A 20,466-nucleotide genomic window follows, 5' to 3' on the forward strand; every position below is an offset into this window, starting at 1 on the left:
GCTCAGTCGAGCAGGCCGGGGCGCTGCCACTTCTCGCCGCGTACGTGGTGGTCGAGGAAGGCCAGCACGGTGGCGTACCAGGCCTTGGCGTTGCCCGGGGTGAGGATCCAGTGGTTCTCGTCGGGGTAGTAGAGGAACTTGTGCGGCACGCCCTCCGCGCCGGAGCGGGACATCAGGTCCCACCACAGGCGCAGCGCCTCGCCGACCGGCACCCGGTAGTCCTTGTCACCGTGGATGACCAGCATGGGCGTGGTGATGGCGTCGGCGAAGCGGTGCGGCGAGTTTTCCCACTGGCGCTCGGGGCTCATCTCGCGGGACCAGTAGAACGAGTGGTCGGTGGTCGCGCCGAACTGGTCGAGCGACCACAGCGAGGCGTGGGTGACGATGGCGTCGAAGCGGCCGGTGTGCCCGGCGATCCAGTTGGCCATGTAGCCGCCGAACGAGCCCCCGGCGGCGGCCGTCCGCGTCTCGTCGATGTCGGGGCGGGCGACGACGGCGTCGGTGATGGCCATCAGGTCGGTGTACGGCTTGTCACCCCACGCTCCCCAGCCACGCTTGATGAACTCGTATCCGTAGCCGGTCGACAGGGCCGGGTCGGGCATCAGCACGGCGTAGCCGCGGGCCACCCACACCCACGGGTTCCAGCGCCACGACCAGGAGTTCCAGGAGCTGACCGGACCGCCGTGGATCTTCAGCACCAGGGGGAAGGCCCCGTCACCGTGCGGAAGAGCCAGCCACGCCCGTACGCGGGCGCCGTCGGCTGTCGTCGTTTCGACCTCCTCGAGGCGCCCGGGCAGCTCCGGGGTCTCGGCCGGGCCACGCAGGAACTCGACCGGGGCCGGGCCGGCCAGGCTCACCCGGACCGGCGAGGGCGGGCTGTCGACGGCGCTGCGCATCGCGTACGCCCACCGGCCGTCCGGCGCGACACGGACGTCGCGGTAGGAGCCGTTGTCGGAGGTCAGCCTGGTGACCTGGCCGGATCCGGCGTCGACCCGCCACAGCGGCGAGCGCCCGTCGTCGTCGGCCGCCACGATCAGGGCCGTGCCGTCGGGCGTCCAGCGGGCGGGGCCGGGCCAGCGGTCCCAGTCGGCGGTCAGAGCGCGTACGGCGCCGCCCGCCACCGGAGCGACCGCGAGCCAGACGTCGCCCGGCTCGTCCGGGGTGGACCGGGCGCGCACCAAGAACGCCACCGTGGCGCCGTCGGGCGAGACGCGCGGGTTGTCGTACTCGTGACCGGGGTCGTCGGCGATCGCGCGCCGCTCGCCGGTGGCCACGTCGATCGCGACGATCGCGGTGCGCTGCGACCCGGCCGGTTCGGCGACCACCCAGGCGGTGACGACCGTACGCCCGTCCGGGGTGAGGTCCCAGTCCCCCGGGGTGTCCATGTCCAGCGCCGGTCCGACGTGCCCGGTCACGTCGCGCAGCTCGAGCTCGCCGGCCAGGGACGCGGTCACCAGCCGGGGCCGCGCGGGCCCGAGATCGTGGTCCCAGAACCGCACCGGGAAGCCCTCGTGCAGGATCGCCGAGACCCCGGCCTCCTTGCGCCGCTCGCGGGCGTCCTCGTCGGCCGCGGCACCCTCGGCCGACGGCAGCACCGCCGAGCCGGCCACCAGCGTGCCGTTCGCGCTGACCCGGACGCCGTGCAGCCCGCCGGGCAGCTTGGCGATCACCTCGGAGTCGCCACCGGCGGCGGGCTGCCGCCAGAGCGCCGAGTCGTCGTCGCCCTCCACGTCGGGCCGCGACGAGGTGAACAGCAGATCGCCGTCGGGCGTGAAAGCGGCCGCCGCCTCGCCCTTGACGCTGCGGGTCAGTCGCCGCGCGGGCCGCTGCCCCTCCGGGTCGACCTCCCACAGCGAGGTGACATACCGGTTGTTCTCCTTGTTGGGCGTGCCCGCACCGACCACGAGCCGGCGCCCGTCGGGCGAGAGCCACAGCCCGTCGACGTGAGAGAGACGAACGTACGCATCGAGATCCGCGAAGGCAGTCACCTGACCTGTTCTATCACCGCCGCCGGGTGTTACCGACCCTGAAACGTCCTATGACGACCCGCCTCATTGCGGCGAAAAGGTCGTTAGCCTGCAGCCATGACCCGCCGCGACTCGGCGGGGGCGGTGCTGCGCGCCGTTCTCGACCATGGCCCGGTCGCCCGCAGTTCCGTGGCCCGGGCGACGCGGCTGTCCGCGGCCTCGATCAGCGGTGTCACGGCCGCCCTGCTCGACCGCGGCCTGATCCGGGAGGCGCCGGAGGCGGCCGGGCGCCCGGGGATCGGCCGCCCGACGGTCCCGCTGGACATCGATCCCGGCGGCGTCGGCGTGATCGGGGCGCACATCGCCGTGCCGCACGCGACGGTCGCCCTGCTCGACCTGCGCGGCCGGGTCGTCGAGGAGCACCGCGAGCCGCACGACGGACGCGATCCCGCCGCCGTTCTCGGGCGTCTCGCCGAGCGCATCCGGAAGGTGCGGAACCGGCGTCGCGTCCTGGGGGTCGGCGTCGCCACCGGCGGGTGGGTGGACGCGGTCACCGGCACGGTCGTCGAGCATCCCGCGCTGGGCTGGCGGGACGTGCCGGTCGCGGCCACCCTGTCCAAGGCCACCCGGCTTCCCGTACGGGCCGACAGCAACTCGCGGGCCCTGCTGCGCGCCGAGCAGCTCTTCGGCGACGTCGCCGGGCGGGCCCGGCAGAGCGCGGTGCACCTGTTCGTCGGCAACGTCGTCGACGTGGCCTTCGCGACCGGCGGCGTGGTGCATCAGGGGCCGCGGTCGGCCGCCGGAGCCGTCGCCCACCTGAGCGTCGAGGGATGCACCGCGCTCTGCTCCTGCGGCCGTACGGGTTGCCTGCAGGTGGCGGTCTCGGAGCAGACCCTGGTGCGACGCTCCGGCGCGACCGGTCTGCCCGCCCTGGTGGCCTCGGCTCAGGGTGGCGACCCGCACGCCCTCGCCCTGTTCCACGAACGGGCCCGGCTGGTCGGCCGGGCCGCGGCGCTGCTGCTCGACCTCTTCGACCCCGAGGTGCTGGTGGTGGCCGAGGCCGGCGCGAACCGGATCCCGGCCTGCCTGGCCACGCTGCGGGCCGAGGTGACGGCCTGGTCCACCGCGGGCGCCGACGTCTCGGAAGTGGTCCGCGCGACGAGCTTCCCGGCCACCGTGCTCGCCGTGGCCGGCGGCGCGGTGGCCCTCGACCATGTGTACGCAGAACCGCTCTCACCTGCGGTTAGTTAATTCAGCCGGGTATTTGGTTGCCTTCTTCTCCTAGCTGTTTAGTATGAATTGCAGCGCGCTCCCGTTGCCCCCCTTACGCACGTGAACGGAGCTCCTCGTGAGAAGACTCCTACCCCTGTCGGCCGCCGTCCTGCTGGCCGGCGTCCTGACCGCCTGCGCCGGCGACGACGCCGGCGCCACCCTCGAACTGTCGGCCGCGCTGCCGGAGAAGGTGCCCAGCGGCACCGAGATCCGGATCGGCGACCCCACGATCCAGGCCATCCTGGGCGCCTCGGGCCTGGACAAGGAGCTGACCGAGGCCGGCGTCGCCGTCGAGTGGGCCAACATCAGCGGCGGCCCGCAGAGCATCCAGGCCTTCCGCGCCGACAAGCTTGACTGCTCGGCGGTGGCCGACATCCCGTCGCTGTTCGCGGCGTGGACCGGCACCCCCACCAAGATCGTGTTTCAGTCGGTGACCAAGGATCCGGTGCAGAACCCGATCTACCAGCTCGGCGTGGCGCCCGGCGTGAACGTCACGTCCCTGGCCGACCTGCGCGGCAAGAAGATCGCCTACAGCGCCGGGCAGGCCCAGGGCGCGCTCGTGCTGCGGGTGCTGCAGAAAGCCGGCCTGACCCAGAAGGACGTCACGCTGGTCGAGCTGACCAGCACCGGCGACTCGTACGTGACCGCTCTGGGCAGCAAGGCCGTCGACGTGGCGCCGATCGGGGCGGCCAACGTGAAGATCTACAAGGGCAAGTACCCGGGGGCGACGGCCATCCTGACCGGCATCCGCGACGACGCGTCGACCCTCTACTGCCTCACCTCGTCGGTGCAGGACGCCGAGAAGGCGGCGGCCCTCAAGGTCTACGTCGGCCTGCGCGCGAAGGCACTGCTCTGGCAGAACGAGAACCCCGACGGCTACTCGAAGGCGTACCTGCAGAAGGTGCAGGGCCTGAGCCCGGAGGATGCTCGGGACGTCATCGCCGCCGACGGCGTCAAGGCCATCCCGGCCACCTGGGACAACGCCATCGCCCGGCTGCAGGCGACGGCCGACCTGCTCGCGGCCGAGCAGAAGCACGACAAGCTGGATGTGACCACGCTGGTCGACCGGCGCTTCGAAAAGGTCGAGGCCGCGGCGGCCGGCTCGCAAGTGGTCACCGGTGATGCCGCATGACGGTCATCGAGGCGCCCGCCCGGGTGTTCGAGGGCGACGAGCGGGTCGTCCGCCGCCGGCTCGGACCCGGCCACCGGTTCCGGGGCGCGTTCTGGGTCGGCCCGGCCGTCGTGCTGGCGATCTGGTCAGTGGGCTCGGCCACCGGCTTGATCAAGCCGGCCATCCTCACCGCGCCGTGGGACGTGGTGGTCGCCTTCCGCGACCAGTGGGCCGACCACGACCTGCTCGGCAACATCGGATCGTCGCTGGGGCGGGCCGCCTCGGGGCTGGCCATCGGGGTGATCGCGGGCGGCGTGCTCGCGGTCGCCTCCGGGCTGTCCCGCGTCGGCGAGTCCCTGATCGACGGGCCCATCCAGATCAAACGGTCGGTTCCCACGCTCGCGCTGATCCCGCTGTTCATCGCCTGGTTCGGCATCGGCCAGGAGATGAAGATCGTCACCATCGCGCTGATCAGCCTGGTCCCGATCTACGTGCACACCCACAACGGGCTGCGCGGCATCGACGGCAAGTACGCCGAGCTGGCCGAGACCATCGGCATCGGGCGCGGCGAGTTCATCCGGCACATCGTGCTGCCCGGCGCGCTGCCCGGGTTTCTGCTCGGCATGCGCTTCGCGGTCACCTCGTCGCTGCTGGGCCTGGTCGTGGTCGAGCAGTACAACGCCACCGCCGGCATCGGTCACATGATCACGCTGGCCGAGCAGTACGGCCAGACCGACGTCATCGTGGTCGGGCTGGTCCTCTACGGCGTCTTCGGCTACTGCGCCGACACCACCGTGCGACTGACCGGAAGGAAGGTGCTGGCATGGCGGCAGACACTCGAGGGCTGATCGCCGGCCCGGCCGTCCAGGTCCGGAACCTGCACCGCAGCTTCACCGGCAACGGCGGCGTCCTCAACGGCCTCGACCTGGACATCGCGTCCGGCGAGTTCGTGGCGCTGATCGGGCGTTCCGGCACCGGCAAGAGCACGCTGCTGCGGGCCCTGGCCGGGCTCGACCGCGACGTGGCCGGCCGCGGCCGCGTCACGGTTCCCGAGCAGGTGTCGGTCGTCTTCCAGGACTCGCGGCTGCTGCCCTGGAAGCGGGTGCTCGGCAATGTCGTCTTCGGTCTGCGCGCCCACGACGCCGACGATCGGGGACGGCAGGCCCTGCAGGAGGTCGGGCTGGCCGGCCGGGAGCGGGCCTGGCCGTTCGAACTGTCCGGTGGTGAGCAACAGCGTGCGGCTCTGGCGCGGTCCCTCGTACGGGAACCGCAATTGCTCCTGGCCGACGAACCGTTCGGCGCCTTGGACGCGCTGACCCGCATCCGGATGCACGCGTTGCTGCGCAAGTTGTGCGAGACCCACCGGCCGGCCGTCCTGCTGGTCACCCACGACGTCGACGAGGCCATCGTGCTCGCCGACCGGGTGATCGTGCTCGACGGCGGGGTGGTGCGCACCGACGTACAGGTGGACCGGGATCGATCGAGGGACGAGCTCCGCGCGTATCTGCTCGCCGAGCTCGGAGTCGAAGGGGAGAGCCGATGAGCCGTCAGCTGCACTTCAACCTGTTCCTGCACGACACCGGGCACCATGAGGCGTCGTGGCGGCTGCCCGCCTCCGACCCGTACGCCAACCTCTCGCTCGCCGCCCACCAGCACCTCGCCCAGGTGGCCGAGAACGCCAAGTTCGACTCGGTCTTCCTGGCCGACAGCCCGGTGCTGTGGAGCGACCCGGGACGCCGGCCGGCCGGCAAGCTGGAACCGACGCTGCTGCTGGCCGCGCTGGCCGCCGGCACCAGCCGGATCGGCCTGATCGCCACCGCCTCCACCTCGTACAACGAGCCCTACAACCTGGCCCGCCGCTTCGCCACGCTCGACCACCTGTCCGGCGGCCGGGCCGGCTGGAACATCGTCACCACCGCCGGGGACGCCGCCGCGCGCAACTTCGGCCTGGCCGGGCAGCCGCTGCACCGGACCCGCTACGAGCGCGCCGACGAGTTCCTCGACGTCTCGACGAAACTGTGGGACAGCTGGGCCGACGACGCGATCCTCGCCGACAAGGCGGCCGGGGTGCACGCCCGCAGCGAGCGGGTGCTGGCCATCGAGCACGAGGGCGAGTTCTTCCGGGTCGAGGGCGCGCTCAACCTGCCCCGCTCGCCGCAGGCCCATCCCCTGCTCGTGCAGGCGGGATCGTCGGAGGACGGCAAGGACTTCGCCGCACGCTGGGCCGAGGCCGTCTTCACCGCGCAGCCGACGCTGGCCGAGAGCCAGGCCTTTTACGCCGACCTCAAACGCCGGGTCGCCGCGGCCGGCCGCGACCCCGCCCACGTGGTCATCCTGCCCGGCATCGTGCCGGTCATCGGGGCCACCGAGGCCGAGGCGCGCGAGCTCGACGCCGAACTCGACCGGCTGATCGCCCCGCAGTACGCCATCGGCACCCTCGCGCACACGCTGCGCGTCGACCCGGCGAGCCTGAAACTGGACGAGCCGCTGCCGGCCGATCTGCCCGGCGAGGACGAGATCGAGGGCGCGAAGAGCCGCCGCACCCTGATCGTCGACTGGGCCCGCCGGGAGAACCTGACCGTGCGCCAGCTCATCGGCAAGCTGGGCGGCGGGCGCGGGCATCGCACCTTCGCCGGCACGCCCGTGCAGGTCGCCGACACGATCCAGCACTACTTCGAGAACGGGGCGGCCGACGGTTTCAACATCATGCCCGCCGTGCTGCCCTCGGGCCTCGAGCGCTTCGCGAGCGAGGTCGTCCCGATTCTTCAGGAGCGAGGGCTTTTCCGTACGGAATACACCGGCGCGACGCTGCGCGAGCACTACGGCCTGCCCCGCCCGGCCAACCGGTTCGCCCTGCAGGAGGCCACCCGATGACGTTCCTCTGGTACATCCCCAACACCGTCGAGCCGGGGCACCGCGGTGACGACGCCGTGGCCGGTTACGGCACCCTCGAGCACAGCGTCGAGCTGGCCCGCACGGCCGAACAGCACGGCTGGTCGGGGGCTCTGATCGGCACCGGCTGGGGACGCCCCGACACGTTCACCGTGGCCACCGCGATCGCCGCCCGGACGACCACGTTCCGGCCGCTGGCGGCGATCCGTCCCGGCTACTGGCAGCCGGCCCACTTCGCCAGCGCGGCCGCCACCCTCGACCGCCTCAGCGGCGGCCGGCTGCTGGTCAACATCGTCAGCGGACGGGACAACCTGGCCGCGTACGGGGATGCCGAAAACGACTCGGCCCAGCGGTACGCCCGCACCAAGGAGTTCATGCGGATCGTCCGCCTGCTGTGGACCCAGGAGAACGTGACCTACCGGGGCGAGCATTTCCAGGTCACCGCCTCCACCGTGGTGCCGCGCCCGCCGGGCGGCGGCCCACGCCTCTACTTCGGGGGCGCCTCGGAAGCCGCCGAACGGGTCGCGGCCACCGAGGCCGACGTGCAGCTGTTCTGGGGCGAGCCGCTCGCGGGCATCGCCGACCGCATCTCCCGCCTGCGCCGCCTCTCCGAAGACCTGGGGCGCGATCTGCCACCGCTGGAATTCGGCCTGCGGATCACCACCGTCGTCCGCGACACCACCGCGGAAGCATGGCGCGATGCGGAGGCGCGCGTGGCCGCCATGGCCGCGCAGCCCGGCCACCGCAACGACCGGCTCCTGGATCGCCACGGCCCCGCCGTCGGACAGCAGCGGCTCCTCGACCTGGCCGCCCGCGGCGACGTGCTCGACAGCTGCCTCTACACCGCCCCCGGCCGCCACGGGGGTGGCGGCGCGGGCACCACCTGGCTGGTCGGCAGCCCCGAGGAGGTGAGTGCGGCGCTGCGACGCTACGCGGATCTGGGGGTCACGCACTTCGTCCTGTCGGACACCCCGTACAAACAGGAGACCGCCCGCGTGGGCGACGCCCTGATCCCCCGCCTGGTCAGCGCCGCCCATCGATAGCCCCGGCGCCGATCCGGCCTACGATGGGCCGATGTCGATGTCGTGGCTCAACGAACCGCCGCAGTGGTCGGATCAGGACGACGAGATCCGGGTGGTCACCGGGCTGAAGACGGACTTCTGGCGGCGCACCTTCTACGGCTACGTCACCGACAACGGGCATTTCTACCACCGGGCGGTGACCGGTGACTTCACCGCCGAGGTGGTGGTGTCGGCCGGGCACTCGGCGCTGTTCGACCAGGCCGGCCTGATGCTGCGGGCCTCCGAGCGCTCGTGGCTGAAGACGGGGCTCGAGGTCACGTCCGGCGCCGTCCAGCTGAGCACGGTGCTCACCCGCGACGACTCCGACCTGTCGGTGGTGCCGGTGCCCGGATTCGACGGCGAGCTGGCGCTGCGGCTGACCCGTTTCGGCTCCGCGGTGTGCGTGCACCGCGGCGACGGCGCCGGCTCCTGGCAGCTGGTCCGGCTCGGCCATCTGGATCTGCCCGAGACGGTCGAGGTCGGCGTCATGTGCTGCTCGCCGGAACGCGCGGGGCTCGAGGTCACGTTCCGGCACTTCCGGGTCGGCGAGCCGATCTCCCGCGAGGGTCTCGAATAGCCCGGCCGTCAGTTCAGCCCGTTCCGCCGCAGGGACGGGCGGTAGACGAGCTCCTGGGTGCGGCCGTCGAGGGTGCGGCTCTCGAGCAGTTCGAGGTCGTAGTCGTCGGCGCCCGCGAGGATGGGGCTGATCCCGGTCCGGCCCGAGATGACCGGGAAGATCGTCACCTGCAGGCGGTCGACCAGGCCGGCGGCCATCAGCGCCCGGTTCAGCGACAGGCTGGCCTGCGAGCGCAGCGGCACGTCGGACTCCTGCTTGAGCCGGGTGACGATCTCGGCGGCGTCGCCGCTCACGATGGTGGCGTCCGGCCAGCCGAGGGTGTCCTTCAGCGTGCTGGAGACGACCGTCGCGGGCGAGCGCATCGTCCGCACGTTCCACTCGTCGAGCGCGTGGGGGTCGATGCCCGAGGACATGATCTCGGCCATCTCCCGGAAGGTGGTGGCCCCGAAGACCATCCGCTGCGGGGTGCCGAACAGGGCGGCCCGGTGCTCCAGCAGCTCGGGGCCCTGCTTGCTCCAGTAGCCACCCCAGTCGCCGGGCTCGGCGTAGGAGCCGTAGCCGTCGAGGGTGGAAAAGACGTCCCAGGTGTAGACCGCGGTCATGTCCGTGCCCTTCTCGCCGGGACGGCCCCGATGGCCGCCCCTTCCCCTCTTCCACGAACAGGGGCGCCCCGATCCGACAGTTACGGGCTACCGAGCCGGATTCGAATGTGTCAGGATCATCTCCCTTCGCATGAAGGTGCAACGTTTTCGCGTCCTGCTCGCGTCTCTTATGCGGGGCCTGAACGGCGCCGGTCGGCATCCCTCGAATGTGAGAGTCATGATTCAGCGACGCAAGGTGATCATCGGCGCGGTCGGACTGGCCGCGGCCGCGACGGCGGCCGGGTGCTCCTCGTCCGGCAAGGGCAGCGCCGGAGGCTCCTCCTGGGTCGGGTCGGCGGCCGACGCCGAACAGGCGGTCGTCGTGCCGGTCCGGCTGACCGTGACCCCGGCGCACGGGAACACCGACGTCTCGCCGGTGAAGCCGATCGTCGTCAGCGCGGCCGACGGCACGCTCCAGTCGGTCACCGTGGCGGCCGGCAAGGCGGCGGTGGCGGGCGCGCTGCAGGACGACGGGACGTGGCGTTCGACCGGTGACCTGGCGTACGGCAAGAAATACACGGTGACGGTCACGGCCACCGACAGCGCCGGCGTGAAGACCACCAAGAGCAGCACCTTCACCACGCTCAAGCCGGAAAAGACGGCCACGGTCGTCTTTCAGGCCAACGCCATGCTCTCCCTCAAGGAAGGCCGGACGTACGGCGCCGGGCAGCCGGTGATCGTCCGGTTCAGCCGCGCCGTCAACAAGAACGCGGCCGAGAAGGCCATCGAGATTCAGACCTCGCCCTCGGTGCCCGGCAAGTTCTACTGGCGCGACGACCGCACAGTGCACTGGCGGCCGGCGAAGTACTGGACGGCCGGCACAAAGATCGAGGTCAACGTCAACGCGTTCGGCGTCAAGCTGGGCAAGACGACGTACGGGGCCCGGAACGCCTCGACCCACTTCCGGATCGGCCGGCAACTGATCGCCATCAGCAACAACCGGACCCACATGACCAAGGTCTACATCGACGGCAAGCTCGTACGCACGATGAAGAGCAGCCTCGGCAAGGGCGGCGGCACGACCGGGGCGAACGGCGAGCGCATCAACTACTGGACGGCAGGCGGCCCGCACGTCGTGCTGGGCAAGAAGCGCAAGCACACGATGAGCTCGGCGACCTACGGCGTCACCGACCCCAAGGACCCGAACTACTACGTGTCGGAGAACATCGAGTTCTGCACCCGGATCACCTACTCCGGCGAATATCTGCACGCCGCCCCGTGGAACAACTCGCTGGGCCAGGCCAACAAGTCGCACGGCTGCATCAACCTGAGCACGGCCGACGCCAAGTGGGTCTACAACACCTTCCTGGTCGGCGACGTCGTCGACGTCACCAACTCCCCGCGCGACCTCCCGATCTGGAACGGCCTGGGCGACTGGACGGTCCCGTTCGACAAATACGGCCGCTAGGGCGTTGATGGTCAAAGCCGCGAGCATCCGCGGTGTCGCGGTGGGCAGTTCCGCCGCCCAGGACGACCTGGTGGCCACCGTTGACCGGTTGCGCGTGCGTCCGGTGATCGATCAGGTGGTGGACTTCTTCGACGCGCCGGCTGCCTACGCACGGCATTCCTCCAAGGAGTCCTTCGGAAAGGCCGTCATCGAGATGGAATCGGCGCGAGCAGCGCGTACGTGAAAGCATCTACGTGACAGGGGACGCTTCTTACGGGACCAGAACGATCCGAGTGAGCCCGGACTACTATGTGCGGCTCGAGCAGGGCCACACAGCAGGCGTCTCCGACCAAGTGCTCTACGCGGTCGCGCGTGCGCTCTCGCTGTCGGACGTGGAGACCGAACACCTGCGTAACCTCGTCCGACCGTCAGATCCGACCTCGTCGTCTCACGCTCTACGATCGGCGACTGCCACCGACGAGCCGTTGGCCAGGCTTCTGGACGCGATGGCCGACGTGCCGGCGCTGCTCGTCGACACACGCATGGACATCCTGGCGGCCAATGCGGCCGCCGAGGCGGTGTTCGAGGTCTCGGGCATGGCTCCACCACCCAACTCGGCCCGGCAGTTGTTTCTCACCCCGGACGCCAGGGCGCGCTACGGGAATTGGCAAGCCGCAGCCGCCGAAATCGTCGCACACCTCCAGCTTCTGGCCGGACGATGGCCCGATGACGCGCGGCTCACGTCGCTCATCGGCGAGCTCGCCATCCGCAGCAACGAATCCGCCAGCTCTGGGCCAGAGGCGACGTACTGGAGAAGCGGATCGGCGTCGTCCATCTGAACCATCATGTCGCCGGCCCGCTGGAGTTCGACTACCAAGTGCTCACCGTGGCCGGCCCGGCCCGATCGCTCCCTGCTGGTGTACCTCCCCCGTCCCGGCACAGTAACGGCGGACGCGCTGCAAATGCTCCTCAGCTGCGTCGCCACGGCACAGCGGGGCCCGACCACAGCACGTTGACGGCCGGCATAGGGCGCCGTCACGGCTCCACGCTCCGATGTAATCGGGAAGGCTCACAAGCCCGTGCCCCGCCCGCGCGCCGGCGTGGACGGGGCACGGGTCCGGTCAGCAGTAGCTCTTCTCGGCCTTGGCGGCGAGGGTGCCGGCCTTCGCATTGATGCCGCACCGCACGGCGCCGTCGGTCTTGACGCCGAAGGTCTTGGCCGCTCCGCGCGCCTTCTCGACCACTGCGGTGCCCCGGGAGTTGCACTGGAGCAGGGCCCACTGGACGCTCACCTTACGGACACCGGAGAAAAAGACGTAGGTCTTCTTCGGCTTCATCTTGGTGGTGACGCTCACCGACGAGGTCTTCGTCTTCTGCCGTTCGCCCGCGACACCGAACCCGGCGGATGCCTTCACCTTGGCGAAGATCGCTCCGGCCTCGGACTCGGCTCCGAAGGTCACCGTGACGGTCGCCTTGATCACCGTCTGCACCTCCGCCTTGACCGTGTGCACCGAGGTGCTGTCGACGGTGTTCTCGTAGCGGGATGCGTGGGTGACGGTCCACGGCTTCTTCAGCTGCGTCACCTTGTACTTTTTTGCGTTCGGCTCGCACACTGTCGGCGCGAACGCACTGAGTTGCGAGCCGCCGGTGCTGGGAGCAGCCATGGCGGGCACGCTCGGCATGATCACAGCCGCACACAGCGCCGCCACACCCACACCCATACGATAGGTATTACGCAATCGTCTCACGTCCTTCTCACGAAGCTGGCGCACAGCAGATCTGCGATCTGCCGACGCGACCCACGAGGTGGTATGCCCTCGTGCTGGAAGGAGCAAAGCGCAACCGCGTACAGGGCACGCACATTCTTCGCACATCGACGAGGTGGCGGCAGACGCCGCTCCGGCCGGCGGGGACATGACGACCATCTTGGACGCACAACAGCCTTCACCGGCCTCGTCCACCTAGCGGAGGCGGCGACGTGCCGGCTCGCCTAGATTGGGTGCCGTGGAGGAGAGCTCGACCGTTCTACGGATCAGTGCTTTCGGCCCCCTCAAGGCGCGTTCCGGAGCACGCGAGGTCGCGCTGGGGTCGCTGAAGCAACGCATGCTGCTCGGCGCTTTGCTCTGCCGCACGGAAGGCCGGGTGCTGAGCGGTGAACTGATCGACGCACTGTGGACCGGGCCTCCGCCGGCTTCCGTCGACAGCAACCTTCGGACGTACGTGCACGGCCTGAGGCGCAGGCTTGGCGCGGGTGTCATCGTCGGCGACGGCCGGACCGGCTACGGCATCGATCCTTCAGGGGTGTCAGTAGACACCTGGGACTTCGACGTCTTGCGCGCGGACGCGGACGCGGCCCGGGCCGGCGGAGACATCGCCCGTGCTCGAGAGGTGCTGGGCCGGGCGACGGCTCTGCGGTACGGCCCGGCGTTCGCGGACGTCAGCTATGTCGACCTGATAGCGCCTGAAGCTGCCCGGCTCGAGGATGCCTGGCTGTTGGCGGTCGAGCAACGGCTGCAGATCGACCTGGACGCGGGGGCCGGAGACAGCCTCGTCGGGGAGCTGAGCGCCCTGCTCGCCCGCTATCCGTACCGGGAGCGCTTCGCCACCCAGCTGATGGTGGCGCTGTACCGGGCGGGCCGCCAGAGCGATGCATTGGACGTCTTCCGGCGTACCGCGGCGGTACTCGCCGACGAGCTCGGCGTCCTTCCCGGTCCTGAACTGAGTGAAGTGCACCGCGCGGTGCTCCGCCACGACGGCCAGTTGCGAACCGCCCTGCCGTCCACATCGTCATCGGGCGGATCCGCGGTACCCGCGCAGCTACCGCTTGACGTGCGCGGCTTCGCCGGCCGCGGGACCGAGCTGGCCCGGATGGAGGCCATCAGCAGGTCCGCCTCCGCCGAACCCACCACCCTCACGATCCTGGCGATATTCGGCACTGCCGGTATCGGCAAGACCACTCTCGCCGTCCATTGGGCGCACATGGCCCGTGACCGCTTTCCTGACGGCCAGCTCTATGTGAACTTGCGCGGGTTCGACCTGCACGGCGTCGTTACGGCCGACGACGCCGTGCGCCACTTCCTCGGCGCCCTGGGCACGCCGGCCCGCGACATTCCCGCCGACCCGGAAGCGTGCCGCTCTCTCTACCGCTCCCGCCTGGCGGGCCGCCGGATGCTCGTCGTGCTCGACAACGCCCGCGACGCCGCGCACGTTCGTCCGCTGCTGCCCGGAGCCGGCTCCTGCCAGGTCGTAGTGACCAGCCGCAGCTCGCTGACCGGCCTGGTAGTCGCTCAAGGCGCACATCCGGTCGAGCTCAGCGTGCTCGACACAACTCGATCGCATGCCATCCTGACGGGGCGCCTCGGACCGGAGCGTCTCGCCTCCAATCCCGCGGCGGTTCAGCAAATCATCGACAGCTGTGCCGGCCTTCCGCTCGCGCTCGCGCTGGTCTGCGCCCGGGCGGCCATTGTGTCGTCCTCCTCACTCGCTGAGCTCGCCGCCGAGCTGCGCGCGACGGTGGGCACACTGGACGCCTTCGCCACCGACGATCCGTCGACCGACGTCCGAGCCGTACTGTCCTGGTCCTACCAGGCCGTCAGCACGGCTGCGGCTCGCCTGTTCCGGTTGATCGCTCTCGACCCCGGCTCGGACGTGTCCGTCGCCGCTGCCGCCAGCCTCAGCGGTGCCGAGCCCGCCCCGATCCGCCCACTGCTCGCCGAGCTGGCCGCCGCAGGTCTCATCGAGGAACATCGACTCGGCCGTTACAGCTGCCATGACCTTCTGCGCGCCTATGCCGGCGAACTGACGAGTCAGCCGGAGAAGATGACCGCCACGCACCGGCTCCTGGACCATTATTCGCAAACTGCGCAGCGGGCGTCCGTCCGGTATTTTCCGAGCAGAAGCGCCGGCACGCTCACGCCGGCTGCTCCCGGCGTCACCATCGGTGAGATCCCCGACGGTTCGGATGGTGTCACCTGGTTCGCCGCCGAGCACCAGGTCCTGCTCAACGCCGTCCGGCACGCTTGCGCACACGGCTTCGACACGTACGTCTGGCAGATCACCTGGGCACTGGCGACCTATCTCGACCGTCAGGGCCATTGGACCGACATGCTGGAACTCTCCGGAAAAGCCGTCACAGCGGCCCGCCGGCTCGGTGACGATGAGGCGCAGGCGCGAAGCACGCGCCTGCAAGCACGTGCCCATCTGCGGCTCGGCGAGCTCCGGGCCGCAGCCGGCCTGCTGGACCGGGCGCTCACTTTGAACACCGGAACGGCGGCCCGCGGGCATGCGTACTTCGCACTCTTCGACGTCACTCTGGAACTGGGCGACCTCGACAGTGCCCAGACGTACGCCGCGATGGCGCTCGAGGCGTTCCGGGAGGTCGGTGACACCCTGTGGCAGGCGAACACGCTGAGCGCCGCGGGATGGCTTCACGTCCAGGCCGGGCGTCACCGGGAAGCCATCGTGGTCTGCACCGAGGCGCTCGAGTTGCAGCAGCGTTATGGCACGGCACAAGAACAGGCGGCTTCCCTCGACAGTCTCGGCCTCGCGCACTACCGGCTGGGTAACCTCGACGAGGCAATCACCCTGTTCGACCGGGCGATCGCCGCCTTCGAGCGGGCCGGCGACCGGCGAAACCTCGCGGAAAGTCTGGCGAGCCGCGCGGAGACCCACGAGAAGGCGGGTCACCCGGACGCGGCCCGCGCCGACCGCAGCAGCGCCGAGGTGATCCTCAGGGAGTTGCGCCCGGCATGAAGCGCCGCCGGGCTGCGGATCAGAGGCGTGCAGTCCGCGCCCGGTTCGGCTGTTCCCCGGCCACGTCTCCTGGTGGGTCAGTACCAGATCGAGCAGGGCCGGGCGGGTGACTCCGGTGCCCGGTCCGGTGTCGGCGAGGTTTGCTCGCACCAGGTCCAGCAGCGGACGCAGGTGCGGGTTGCGGTCGTGGTCTGGGGAGACCGCGATCACGTCCGGCAACCTCTGCAGGTAGTGCGGCACCGGACTGTGATCCAGCCAGTACGCACCGCAGAGGATCTCGACATCGGGCCGGGCCGGCTCCGGCAGATCCTCCTTCGAGACGGCCAGAGGCAGGCTCCGCAGCGCGGACGGTGCGTGGCTCAAGCCGTGCTCACCGCCCGACGGCGTGAGAACGACGTCTCCGGGTGCGAGCCGCCGGGCTGGTCCGTCCGCGGTCACCAACCAGGCGTCACCGTTCAGGACCAGATGGAATCCGCTGCCCGCGAAAGCCGGATGCCGCCATCCCCACGATCCCGACGCCCGCAACAAGCACGCCTCCGCGCGCGATCCGGACGTTCGCCAGTGCCTCGCCGAGAACGTCCAAACGGCAACGCTACCGCCGGCTGATGCGAGCGGCCCCATCGACGGCCCGGCGCTGCGGGCCGTCGCCCCCAAGAAAACTCCGGGGAACGTGGTCCCCGCAGACTTACGCCTTGTCGTCCGCTGACTGTCTCTGAGCTGTGCGGACCGGCTCCACGCGATACAACGCCTCGACGATCGCCGCCGCCCCGTTGATCTCCACACGCGTCACCGGGCCATGCTGTCATGCGTCGCGGGGATTGCCGCCGGACGGCTGTCCGCCAGATGGGGTAAGCCGGATCGCGGCGTCGCGGCGATGAGCGGATGGACTCGTCGGCCGAGGCGGCAAAAGGGACGTTCCGGCCTGGTCGGGCGTGAGGTGGGGGCCTTACGTTCGCCCGGTGAGCCGGGACGAGACCCCTTGGAGAACGATGAAACACCGTCATACCGGCGCTCTCCTGCTGAGCGTCGTCACCGTGGTCGCGGCCTACGGGCTCGTCCAGCGAGACGCGTCCGCGGCGACGAGCAGCCTGCAGAACGCGCCCGTGGCCGTCGCGGGCACCCCGTCCGGCGGGGGCTACTGGATCGCCTCGCGGTCGGGGGAGGTCGCCGCGTACGGCGATGCGGCCGCCGTCAAGGACCTGCCCGCCCTGGGCGTACGGGTCGCGAATGTGGTGGGAATGGCGGCCACCCCGTCCGGGCGCGGCCTCTGGCTGGCCGGTGCGGACGGTGGCGTCTTCGGGCTCGGCGATGCCGGCTTCTACAAGTCGCTGCCGGGCCTGAACGCGAAGGTCAGCAACATCGTCGGCATCGCCGCGACGCCGAGCGGCCGGGGCTACTGGCTGGCCGGCGCCGACGGTGGCGTCTTCGCATTCGGTGACGCCGGCTTCTACAAGTCACTGCCGGGCCTCAACGTCAAGGTCAGCAACATCGTCGGCATCACCGCCACCCCGAGCGGCCGGGGCTACTGGCTGGCCGGCGCCGACGGTGGCGTCTTCGCGTTCGGCGACGCCGGCTTCTACAAGTCACTGCCCGGCCTCAACGTCAAGGTCAGCAACATCGTCGGCATCACCGCCACGCCCAGCGGCCGCGGCTACTGGCTCACCGGGTCGGACGGCGGCGTCTTCGCCTTCGGTGACGCCGGGTTCTACAAGAGCCTCGGCGGCGTACGCCTGAACGCCCCGGTCTCTTCAATGACGCGCACCCCCAGCGGCGGCGGCTATCTGATGGTCGCCCGCGACGGCGGTGTCTTCGCGTTCGGCGACGCGAGCTTCCGCGGCCGCCCCACCGTGGCCGACGTGCCCGCCGCGCCCGACCCGGGCAGTCGCCAACCGGCCCGTACGCGCACACTCTCCAACGCCGGCGTCGAGTTCATCGCCGTCTGGGAGGGTTTCCGGGCCACCGCCTACGACGACGGCTACGGCACCTGCACCATCGGCTACGGCTTCGCGCTGCACAAGGGCGCCTGCACGGCCGCCGAGAAGCAGCAGCGGATGGATCAGGACCTGGCCAAGTCGATGCTGCGCGACAAGGCCGAGCACATCTACGCAGCCGCCCTGCGCAAGGCCCACCCGGACGTGCCGCTGACCCAGACCGAATTCGACGCGCTGGTCGACCTGGTCTTCAACACCGGGCCGGCGCCGGTGCAGACCGGCACGATCGGCGCCGATCTGCGCGCTCGCGCGTACGGGAGCATTCCCGAGCATTTCAAGCTGTACGTCAAGGCCGGCACCAAGAAGTCGTGCGGCCTCTACAGCCGCCGCGTGAGTGACGGCAACCTGTTCGCGCGCGGGTCCTACGCCCGCCTCACCCCGGAGTGCCCGTTCTGATGCCTCGATTCCGCGTTCTTGCGACAGCGACGGTGACAGCGGCCGCGGCCGTCGCCGCCGTGGCCCTCACGGCTACCACCAGTCACGCGCTCGGCGGCCCCGACGCCGGCACGGCCATCGTCGCCGCTCCCGGTGGCGCCGGGTACGCCATCGTCAGCGGCACCGGCGGCCAGTACAACTACGGCGGCAGCGTCTTCTCGGGCAGCATGGCCGGCAAGCCCCTCGCCGCCCCCATGGTCGACGCGGCGCCCCGGCCCGGCACCGGTGGTCTGTGGATGGCCGGGGCCGACGGCGGCGTGTTCAGCTTCGGCGCGCCGTTCTTCGGCTCGATGGGCGGCAAACCCTTGGCCAAGCCGATCGTCGCGATTGTGCCGACCGCCTCCGGCAACGGCTACACGCTGGTCGGCGCGGACGGCGGCACCTTCAACTTCGGCGACGCGCCCTACCCCGGCTCCCTGGCCGGCACCCGGCTGGCCGCGCCGATCGTCGACGCCGTCCGCCCGGCCGGCGGTGGCCTGCTGCTGGCCGCGGCCGACGGTGGCGTCTTCGCGCTGGGCGGCGCCAAGTTCCACGGTTCGATGGGCGGCAAGCCGCTGGCCAAGCCGGTCACCGCGATCGTCGACTCGCCCACCGGCCAGGGTTATCTGCTGGTCGGCCAGGACGGCGGCACGTTCGCGTTCGGTGACTTCCCGTTCCCGGGCTCGCTGGCCGGCAAGCGGCTCAACGCCCCGATCGTCGACGCCACCCGCGGCCTCGGCACCGGCGTGTGGATGCTGGGTTCCGACGGCGGCGTGTTCGCCCTGTCGGCGCCGTTCTTCGGCTCGGCGGTGAGCCAGGCCAACACGCCACCGGCCCCCGCGGTCGGGCAGACCGTCGTCACCGGCGCGCTCGCCAGCGCGCGGTGCCCGGCCGGCGGCTCGATCACCGTGTCAGCCACGATCGGCGACCAGGTGGCCCGGATGCTGGCGGCCGGACCCTCCCTGTGCGGCACCGGATTCCGTACGGTCGACAGCCAGATCGCGCTGCGCAAGAAGAACTGCGGGCCGACCAAGTACGACATCTATGACAAGCCGTCGACCCAGTGCAGCCCGCACACCGCCCGGCCGGGCACCTCGATGCACGAGAAGGGCCTCGCGATCGACTTCACCAACTGCCTCAAGAAGTCGGCCTGCTACACCTGGCTGTCGAAGAACGCCGCCGCGTACGGGCTCAAGAACTACTCCAGTGAAGACTGGCACTGGTCGACCAACGGTCACTGACCTCATGCCTTTCTCGCCGTTCTTCCCCCTGCGGGTAGCGTCGGTTGCATGTCGCTGGAGGCCCTCGGGGCGTTGCGAGAGCCGCTGCGCCGGGCGGTGTACGAGTTCGTCGTCGCGAGGGCCGAGCCGGTCGGCCGCAACGAGGTGGCCGACGCGGTCGGGGTGGGCCGCACCCTGGCCGCGTTCCACCTCGACAAGCTGGCCGAGGCCGGCCTGCTCGAGACCTCGTACGCGAAACGCACCGGCGGCCCCGGCGCCGGCCGCCCGGCCAAGCTCTACCAGCGCTCGAACACCGAACACACGGTGTCCCTGCCCCCGCGCGACTACCGCCTGCTGGCCACCGTGCTGGCCACCGCGGTCGAACAGTCCGGCGCCGAACCCCTCCTCTACGCCGCGGCCCGCGAGCAGGGCGCCAAACTGGCCGGCGGCGGCGACCTGATGCCCCGCCTCGAAGAGCTCGGCTACGAGCCGTACGAGGACGCCGGCCACACCATCCGCCTGCGCAACTGCCCGTTCCACGCGCTGGCCCAGTCGCACCCCGGCCTGGTCTGCGGCCTCAACCTGGCCCTGCTCCAGGGCCTGACCGGCGCCGACGCCCGGATCGACCCCGGCCCGACCGGCTGCTGCGTCACCATCACTTCTAAAAACAATCAAGGTTGACATAGAAGTTAGTCTGGCGCCATGGCCGACCACCACTTGGCACAGCTGAACATCGCCCGCCTGCGCGCCCCGCTCGACAGTCCCGAGCTCTCCGACTTCGTCGCTCAGCTACCCGAGATCAACGCCCTGGCCGAAAGCTCGCCCGGCTACGTCTGGCGCCTGCAGGACGACTCCGGCGACGCCACCGCCCTGCGCCCCTTCGGCTCCGACGTCATCGTCAACCTGACCGTCTGGGAATCGGTAGAAGCGTTGCGCGCCTTCACCTACCGCACACCCCACCTGAGCCCGCTGCGCCGCCGCCGGGACTGGTTCGTCCCCCTCGACGCCCCGCACCTGGTGCTGTGGTGGCTCCCGGCGGGCACACTCCCCGAGATCACCGAGGCCGCCGAGCGCCTGGAGCAGCTGCGCGGCGACGGCCCGGGCCCGGCAGCCTTCACGTTGCGCGAGCCCTATCCCGCCCCCGGCTCGCCGGTTCTGTCCTGATCGGCCGGTGATCGCGG

Annotated in this window: 17 protein-coding genes and 2 pseudogenes; 15 read left to right on the forward strand and 4 right to left on the reverse strand. The window is 70.7% G+C overall.

Annotated features, from left to right (window positions below):
* Positions 1-2: 2 nt before the first annotated feature.
* The gene (locus ACZ3I4_RS08740) at positions 3-1,988 is read right to left on the reverse strand and encodes a S9 family peptidase (protein ID WP_465381285.1); all 1,986 of its coding nucleotides are present in this window, start codon (positions 1,986-1,988) and stop codon (positions 3-5) included.
* Between the two features lie 96 nt (positions 1,989-2,084).
* Here ACZ3I4_RS08740 and ACZ3I4_RS08745 point away from each other — a divergent pair, with 96 nt between their 5' ends.
* From ACZ3I4_RS08745 to ACZ3I4_RS08775, 7 genes are all read left to right on the forward strand, one after another.
* Positions 2,085-3,218 (forward strand): ROK family protein, encoded by a 1,134-nt coding sequence (locus ACZ3I4_RS08745; protein ID WP_465381286.1) that lies wholly within the window; start codon positions 2,085-2,087, stop codon positions 3,216-3,218.
* A 97-nt stretch (positions 3,219-3,315) separates the two neighbouring features.
* Positions 3,316-4,371, forward strand: a complete 1,056-nt coding sequence (locus ACZ3I4_RS08750) for an ABC transporter substrate-binding protein (RefSeq protein ID WP_465381287.1) — start codon at positions 3,316-3,318, stop codon at positions 4,369-4,371.
* Positions 4,368-5,198, forward strand: a complete 831-nt coding sequence (locus tag ACZ3I4_RS08755) for an ABC transporter permease (RefSeq protein WP_465381288.1) — start codon at positions 4,368-4,370, stop codon at positions 5,196-5,198. The genes ACZ3I4_RS08750 and ACZ3I4_RS08755 overlap by 4 nt, the downstream gene beginning before the upstream one ends.
* On the forward strand, positions 5,174-5,893 hold the full coding sequence (locus ACZ3I4_RS08760; protein ID WP_465381289.1) for an ABC transporter ATP-binding protein: 720 nt from the start codon (positions 5,174-5,176) through the stop codon (positions 5,891-5,893). Before ACZ3I4_RS08755 ends, ACZ3I4_RS08760 begins: the two co-directional genes overlap by 25 nt.
* Positions 5,890-7,224 carry an LLM class flavin-dependent oxidoreductase gene (locus ACZ3I4_RS08765; RefSeq protein WP_465381290.1) on the forward strand — a complete coding sequence of 445 codons (1,335 nt, stop codon included), beginning with the start codon at positions 5,890-5,892 and terminating at the stop codon, positions 7,222-7,224. The genes ACZ3I4_RS08760 and ACZ3I4_RS08765 overlap by 4 nt, the downstream gene beginning before the upstream one ends.
* Positions 7,221-8,285, forward strand: coding sequence for an LLM class flavin-dependent oxidoreductase (locus ACZ3I4_RS08770; RefSeq protein ID WP_465381291.1), 1,065 nt, complete (start codon positions 7,221-7,223; stop codon positions 8,283-8,285). Before ACZ3I4_RS08765 ends, ACZ3I4_RS08770 begins: the two co-directional genes overlap by 4 nt.
* A gap of 31 nt (positions 8,286-8,316) precedes the next feature.
* Positions 8,317-8,880: a DUF1349 domain-containing protein gene (locus tag ACZ3I4_RS08775; RefSeq protein ID WP_465381292.1), complete on the forward strand. Its 564-nt coding sequence runs from the start codon at positions 8,317-8,319 to the stop codon at positions 8,878-8,880.
* Between the two features lie 8 nt (positions 8,881-8,888).
* On the opposite strand, the gene ACZ3I4_RS08780 is transcribed toward ACZ3I4_RS08775, so the two are convergent.
* Positions 8,889-9,482 carry a dihydrofolate reductase family protein gene (locus ACZ3I4_RS08780; protein WP_465381293.1) on the reverse strand — a complete coding sequence of 198 codons (594 nt, stop codon included), beginning with the start codon at positions 9,480-9,482 and terminating at the stop codon, positions 8,889-8,891.
* A 217-nt stretch (positions 9,483-9,699) separates the two neighbouring features.
* On the opposite strand from ACZ3I4_RS08780, the gene ACZ3I4_RS08785 reads away from it, so the two are divergent.
* From ACZ3I4_RS08785 to ACZ3I4_RS08795, 3 genes and pseudogenes are all read left to right on the forward strand, one after another.
* On the forward strand, positions 9,700-10,929 hold the full coding sequence (locus ACZ3I4_RS08785; RefSeq protein ID WP_465381294.1) for a L,D-transpeptidase: 1,230 nt from the start codon (positions 9,700-9,702) through the stop codon (positions 10,927-10,929).
* A 7-nt stretch (positions 10,930-10,936) separates the two neighbouring features.
* On the forward strand, positions 10,937-11,152 hold the full coding sequence (locus ACZ3I4_RS08790) for a hypothetical protein (RefSeq protein ID WP_465381295.1): 216 nt from the start codon (positions 10,937-10,939) through the stop codon (positions 11,150-11,152).
* A 298-nt stretch (positions 11,153-11,450) separates the two neighbouring features.
* A pseudogene (locus ACZ3I4_RS08795) lies at positions 11,451-12,082 on the forward strand (MmyB family transcriptional regulator).
* Here the strand turns inward: ACZ3I4_RS08795 and ACZ3I4_RS08800 are convergent.
* Positions 12,030-12,623, reverse strand: coding sequence for a hypothetical protein (locus ACZ3I4_RS08800; RefSeq protein WP_465381296.1), 594 nt, complete (start codon positions 12,621-12,623; stop codon positions 12,030-12,032). The pseudogene ACZ3I4_RS08795 and the gene ACZ3I4_RS08800 sit on opposite strands and share 53 nt — an antisense overlap.
* 289 nt (positions 12,624-12,912) lie before the next feature.
* On the opposite strand from ACZ3I4_RS08800, the gene ACZ3I4_RS08805 reads away from it, so the two are divergent.
* Entirely contained in the window at positions 12,913-15,660 is a 2,748-nt protein-coding gene (locus ACZ3I4_RS08805; protein WP_465381297.1) for an AfsR/SARP family transcriptional regulator, read from the forward strand.
* A gap of 87 nt (positions 15,661-15,747) precedes the next feature.
* Here the strand turns inward: ACZ3I4_RS08805 and ACZ3I4_RS08810 are convergent.
* Positions 15,748-16,281: pseudogene (locus ACZ3I4_RS08810) on the reverse strand (cupin domain-containing protein); the annotation flags it as partial.
* Between the two features lie 368 nt (positions 16,282-16,649).
* Here ACZ3I4_RS08810 and ACZ3I4_RS08815 point away from each other — a divergent pair.
* Genes ACZ3I4_RS08815 through ACZ3I4_RS08830 form a run of 4 tightly spaced genes read left to right on the forward strand, consistent with a single transcriptional unit; the run spans position 16,650 to position 20,449 of the window.
* Positions 16,650-18,047 carry a lysozyme gene (locus ACZ3I4_RS08815; protein WP_465381298.1) on the forward strand — a complete coding sequence of 466 codons (1,398 nt, stop codon included), beginning with the start codon at positions 16,650-16,652 and terminating at the stop codon, positions 18,045-18,047.
* Between the two features lie 32 nt (positions 18,048-18,079).
* A complete protein-coding gene (locus ACZ3I4_RS08820; RefSeq protein WP_465381299.1) occupies positions 18,080-19,306 on the forward strand; it encodes a M15 family metallopeptidase in 1,227 nt (408 codons plus the stop codon).
* Positions 19,307-19,354: 48 nt separating this feature from the next.
* Entirely contained in the window at positions 19,355-19,966 is a 612-nt protein-coding gene (locus ACZ3I4_RS08825) for a helix-turn-helix transcriptional regulator (protein ID WP_465381300.1), read from the forward strand.
* A 21-nt stretch (positions 19,967-19,987) separates the two neighbouring features.
* Positions 19,988-20,449 (forward strand): DUF3291 domain-containing protein, encoded by a 462-nt coding sequence (locus ACZ3I4_RS08830; protein WP_465381301.1) that lies wholly within the window; start codon positions 19,988-19,990, stop codon positions 20,447-20,449.
* The last annotated feature ends 17 nt before the right edge of the window (positions 20,450-20,466 follow it).

The sequence above is a fragment of the Actinoplanes sp. NPDC021490 genome (assembly GCF_055562135.1).

Excerpts from the sequence above, each read along its gene's own strand:
- ACZ3I4_RS08780 (WP_465381293.1), bottom strand. The coding sequence starts at position 9,482 with ATGACCGCGGTCTACACCTGGGACGTCTTTTCCACCCTCGACGGCTAC.
- ACZ3I4_RS08815 (WP_465381298.1), top strand. The coding sequence starts at position 16,650 with ATGAAACACCGTCATACCGGCGCTCTCCTGCTGAGCGTCGTCACCGTG.
- ACZ3I4_RS08755 (WP_465381288.1), top strand. The coding sequence starts at position 4,368 with ATGACGGTCATCGAGGCGCCCGCCCGGGTGTTCGAGGGCGACGAGCGG.
- ACZ3I4_RS08825 (WP_465381300.1), top strand. The coding sequence starts at position 19,355 with ATGTCGCTGGAGGCCCTCGGGGCGTTGCGAGAGCCGCTGCGCCGGGCG.
- ACZ3I4_RS08830 (WP_465381301.1), top strand. The coding sequence starts at position 19,988 with ATGGCCGACCACCACTTGGCACAGCTGAACATCGCCCGCCTGCGCGCC.
- ACZ3I4_RS08790 (WP_465381295.1), top strand. The coding sequence starts at position 10,937 with ATGGTCAAAGCCGCGAGCATCCGCGGTGTCGCGGTGGGCAGTTCCGCC.
- ACZ3I4_RS08770 (WP_465381291.1), top strand. The coding sequence starts at position 7,221 with ATGACGTTCCTCTGGTACATCCCCAACACCGTCGAGCCGGGGCACCGC.
- ACZ3I4_RS08745 (WP_465381286.1), top strand. The coding sequence starts at position 2,085 with ATGACCCGCCGCGACTCGGCGGGGGCGGTGCTGCGCGCCGTTCTCGAC.
- ACZ3I4_RS08775 (WP_465381292.1), top strand. The coding sequence starts at position 8,317 with ATGTCGATGTCGTGGCTCAACGAACCGCCGCAGTGGTCGGATCAGGAC.
- ACZ3I4_RS08765 (WP_465381290.1), top strand. The coding sequence starts at position 5,890 with ATGAGCCGTCAGCTGCACTTCAACCTGTTCCTGCACGACACCGGGCAC.
- ACZ3I4_RS08760 (WP_465381289.1), top strand. The coding sequence starts at position 5,174 with ATGGCGGCAGACACTCGAGGGCTGATCGCCGGCCCGGCCGTCCAGGTC.
- ACZ3I4_RS08785 (WP_465381294.1), top strand. The coding sequence starts at position 9,700 with ATGATTCAGCGACGCAAGGTGATCATCGGCGCGGTCGGACTGGCCGCG.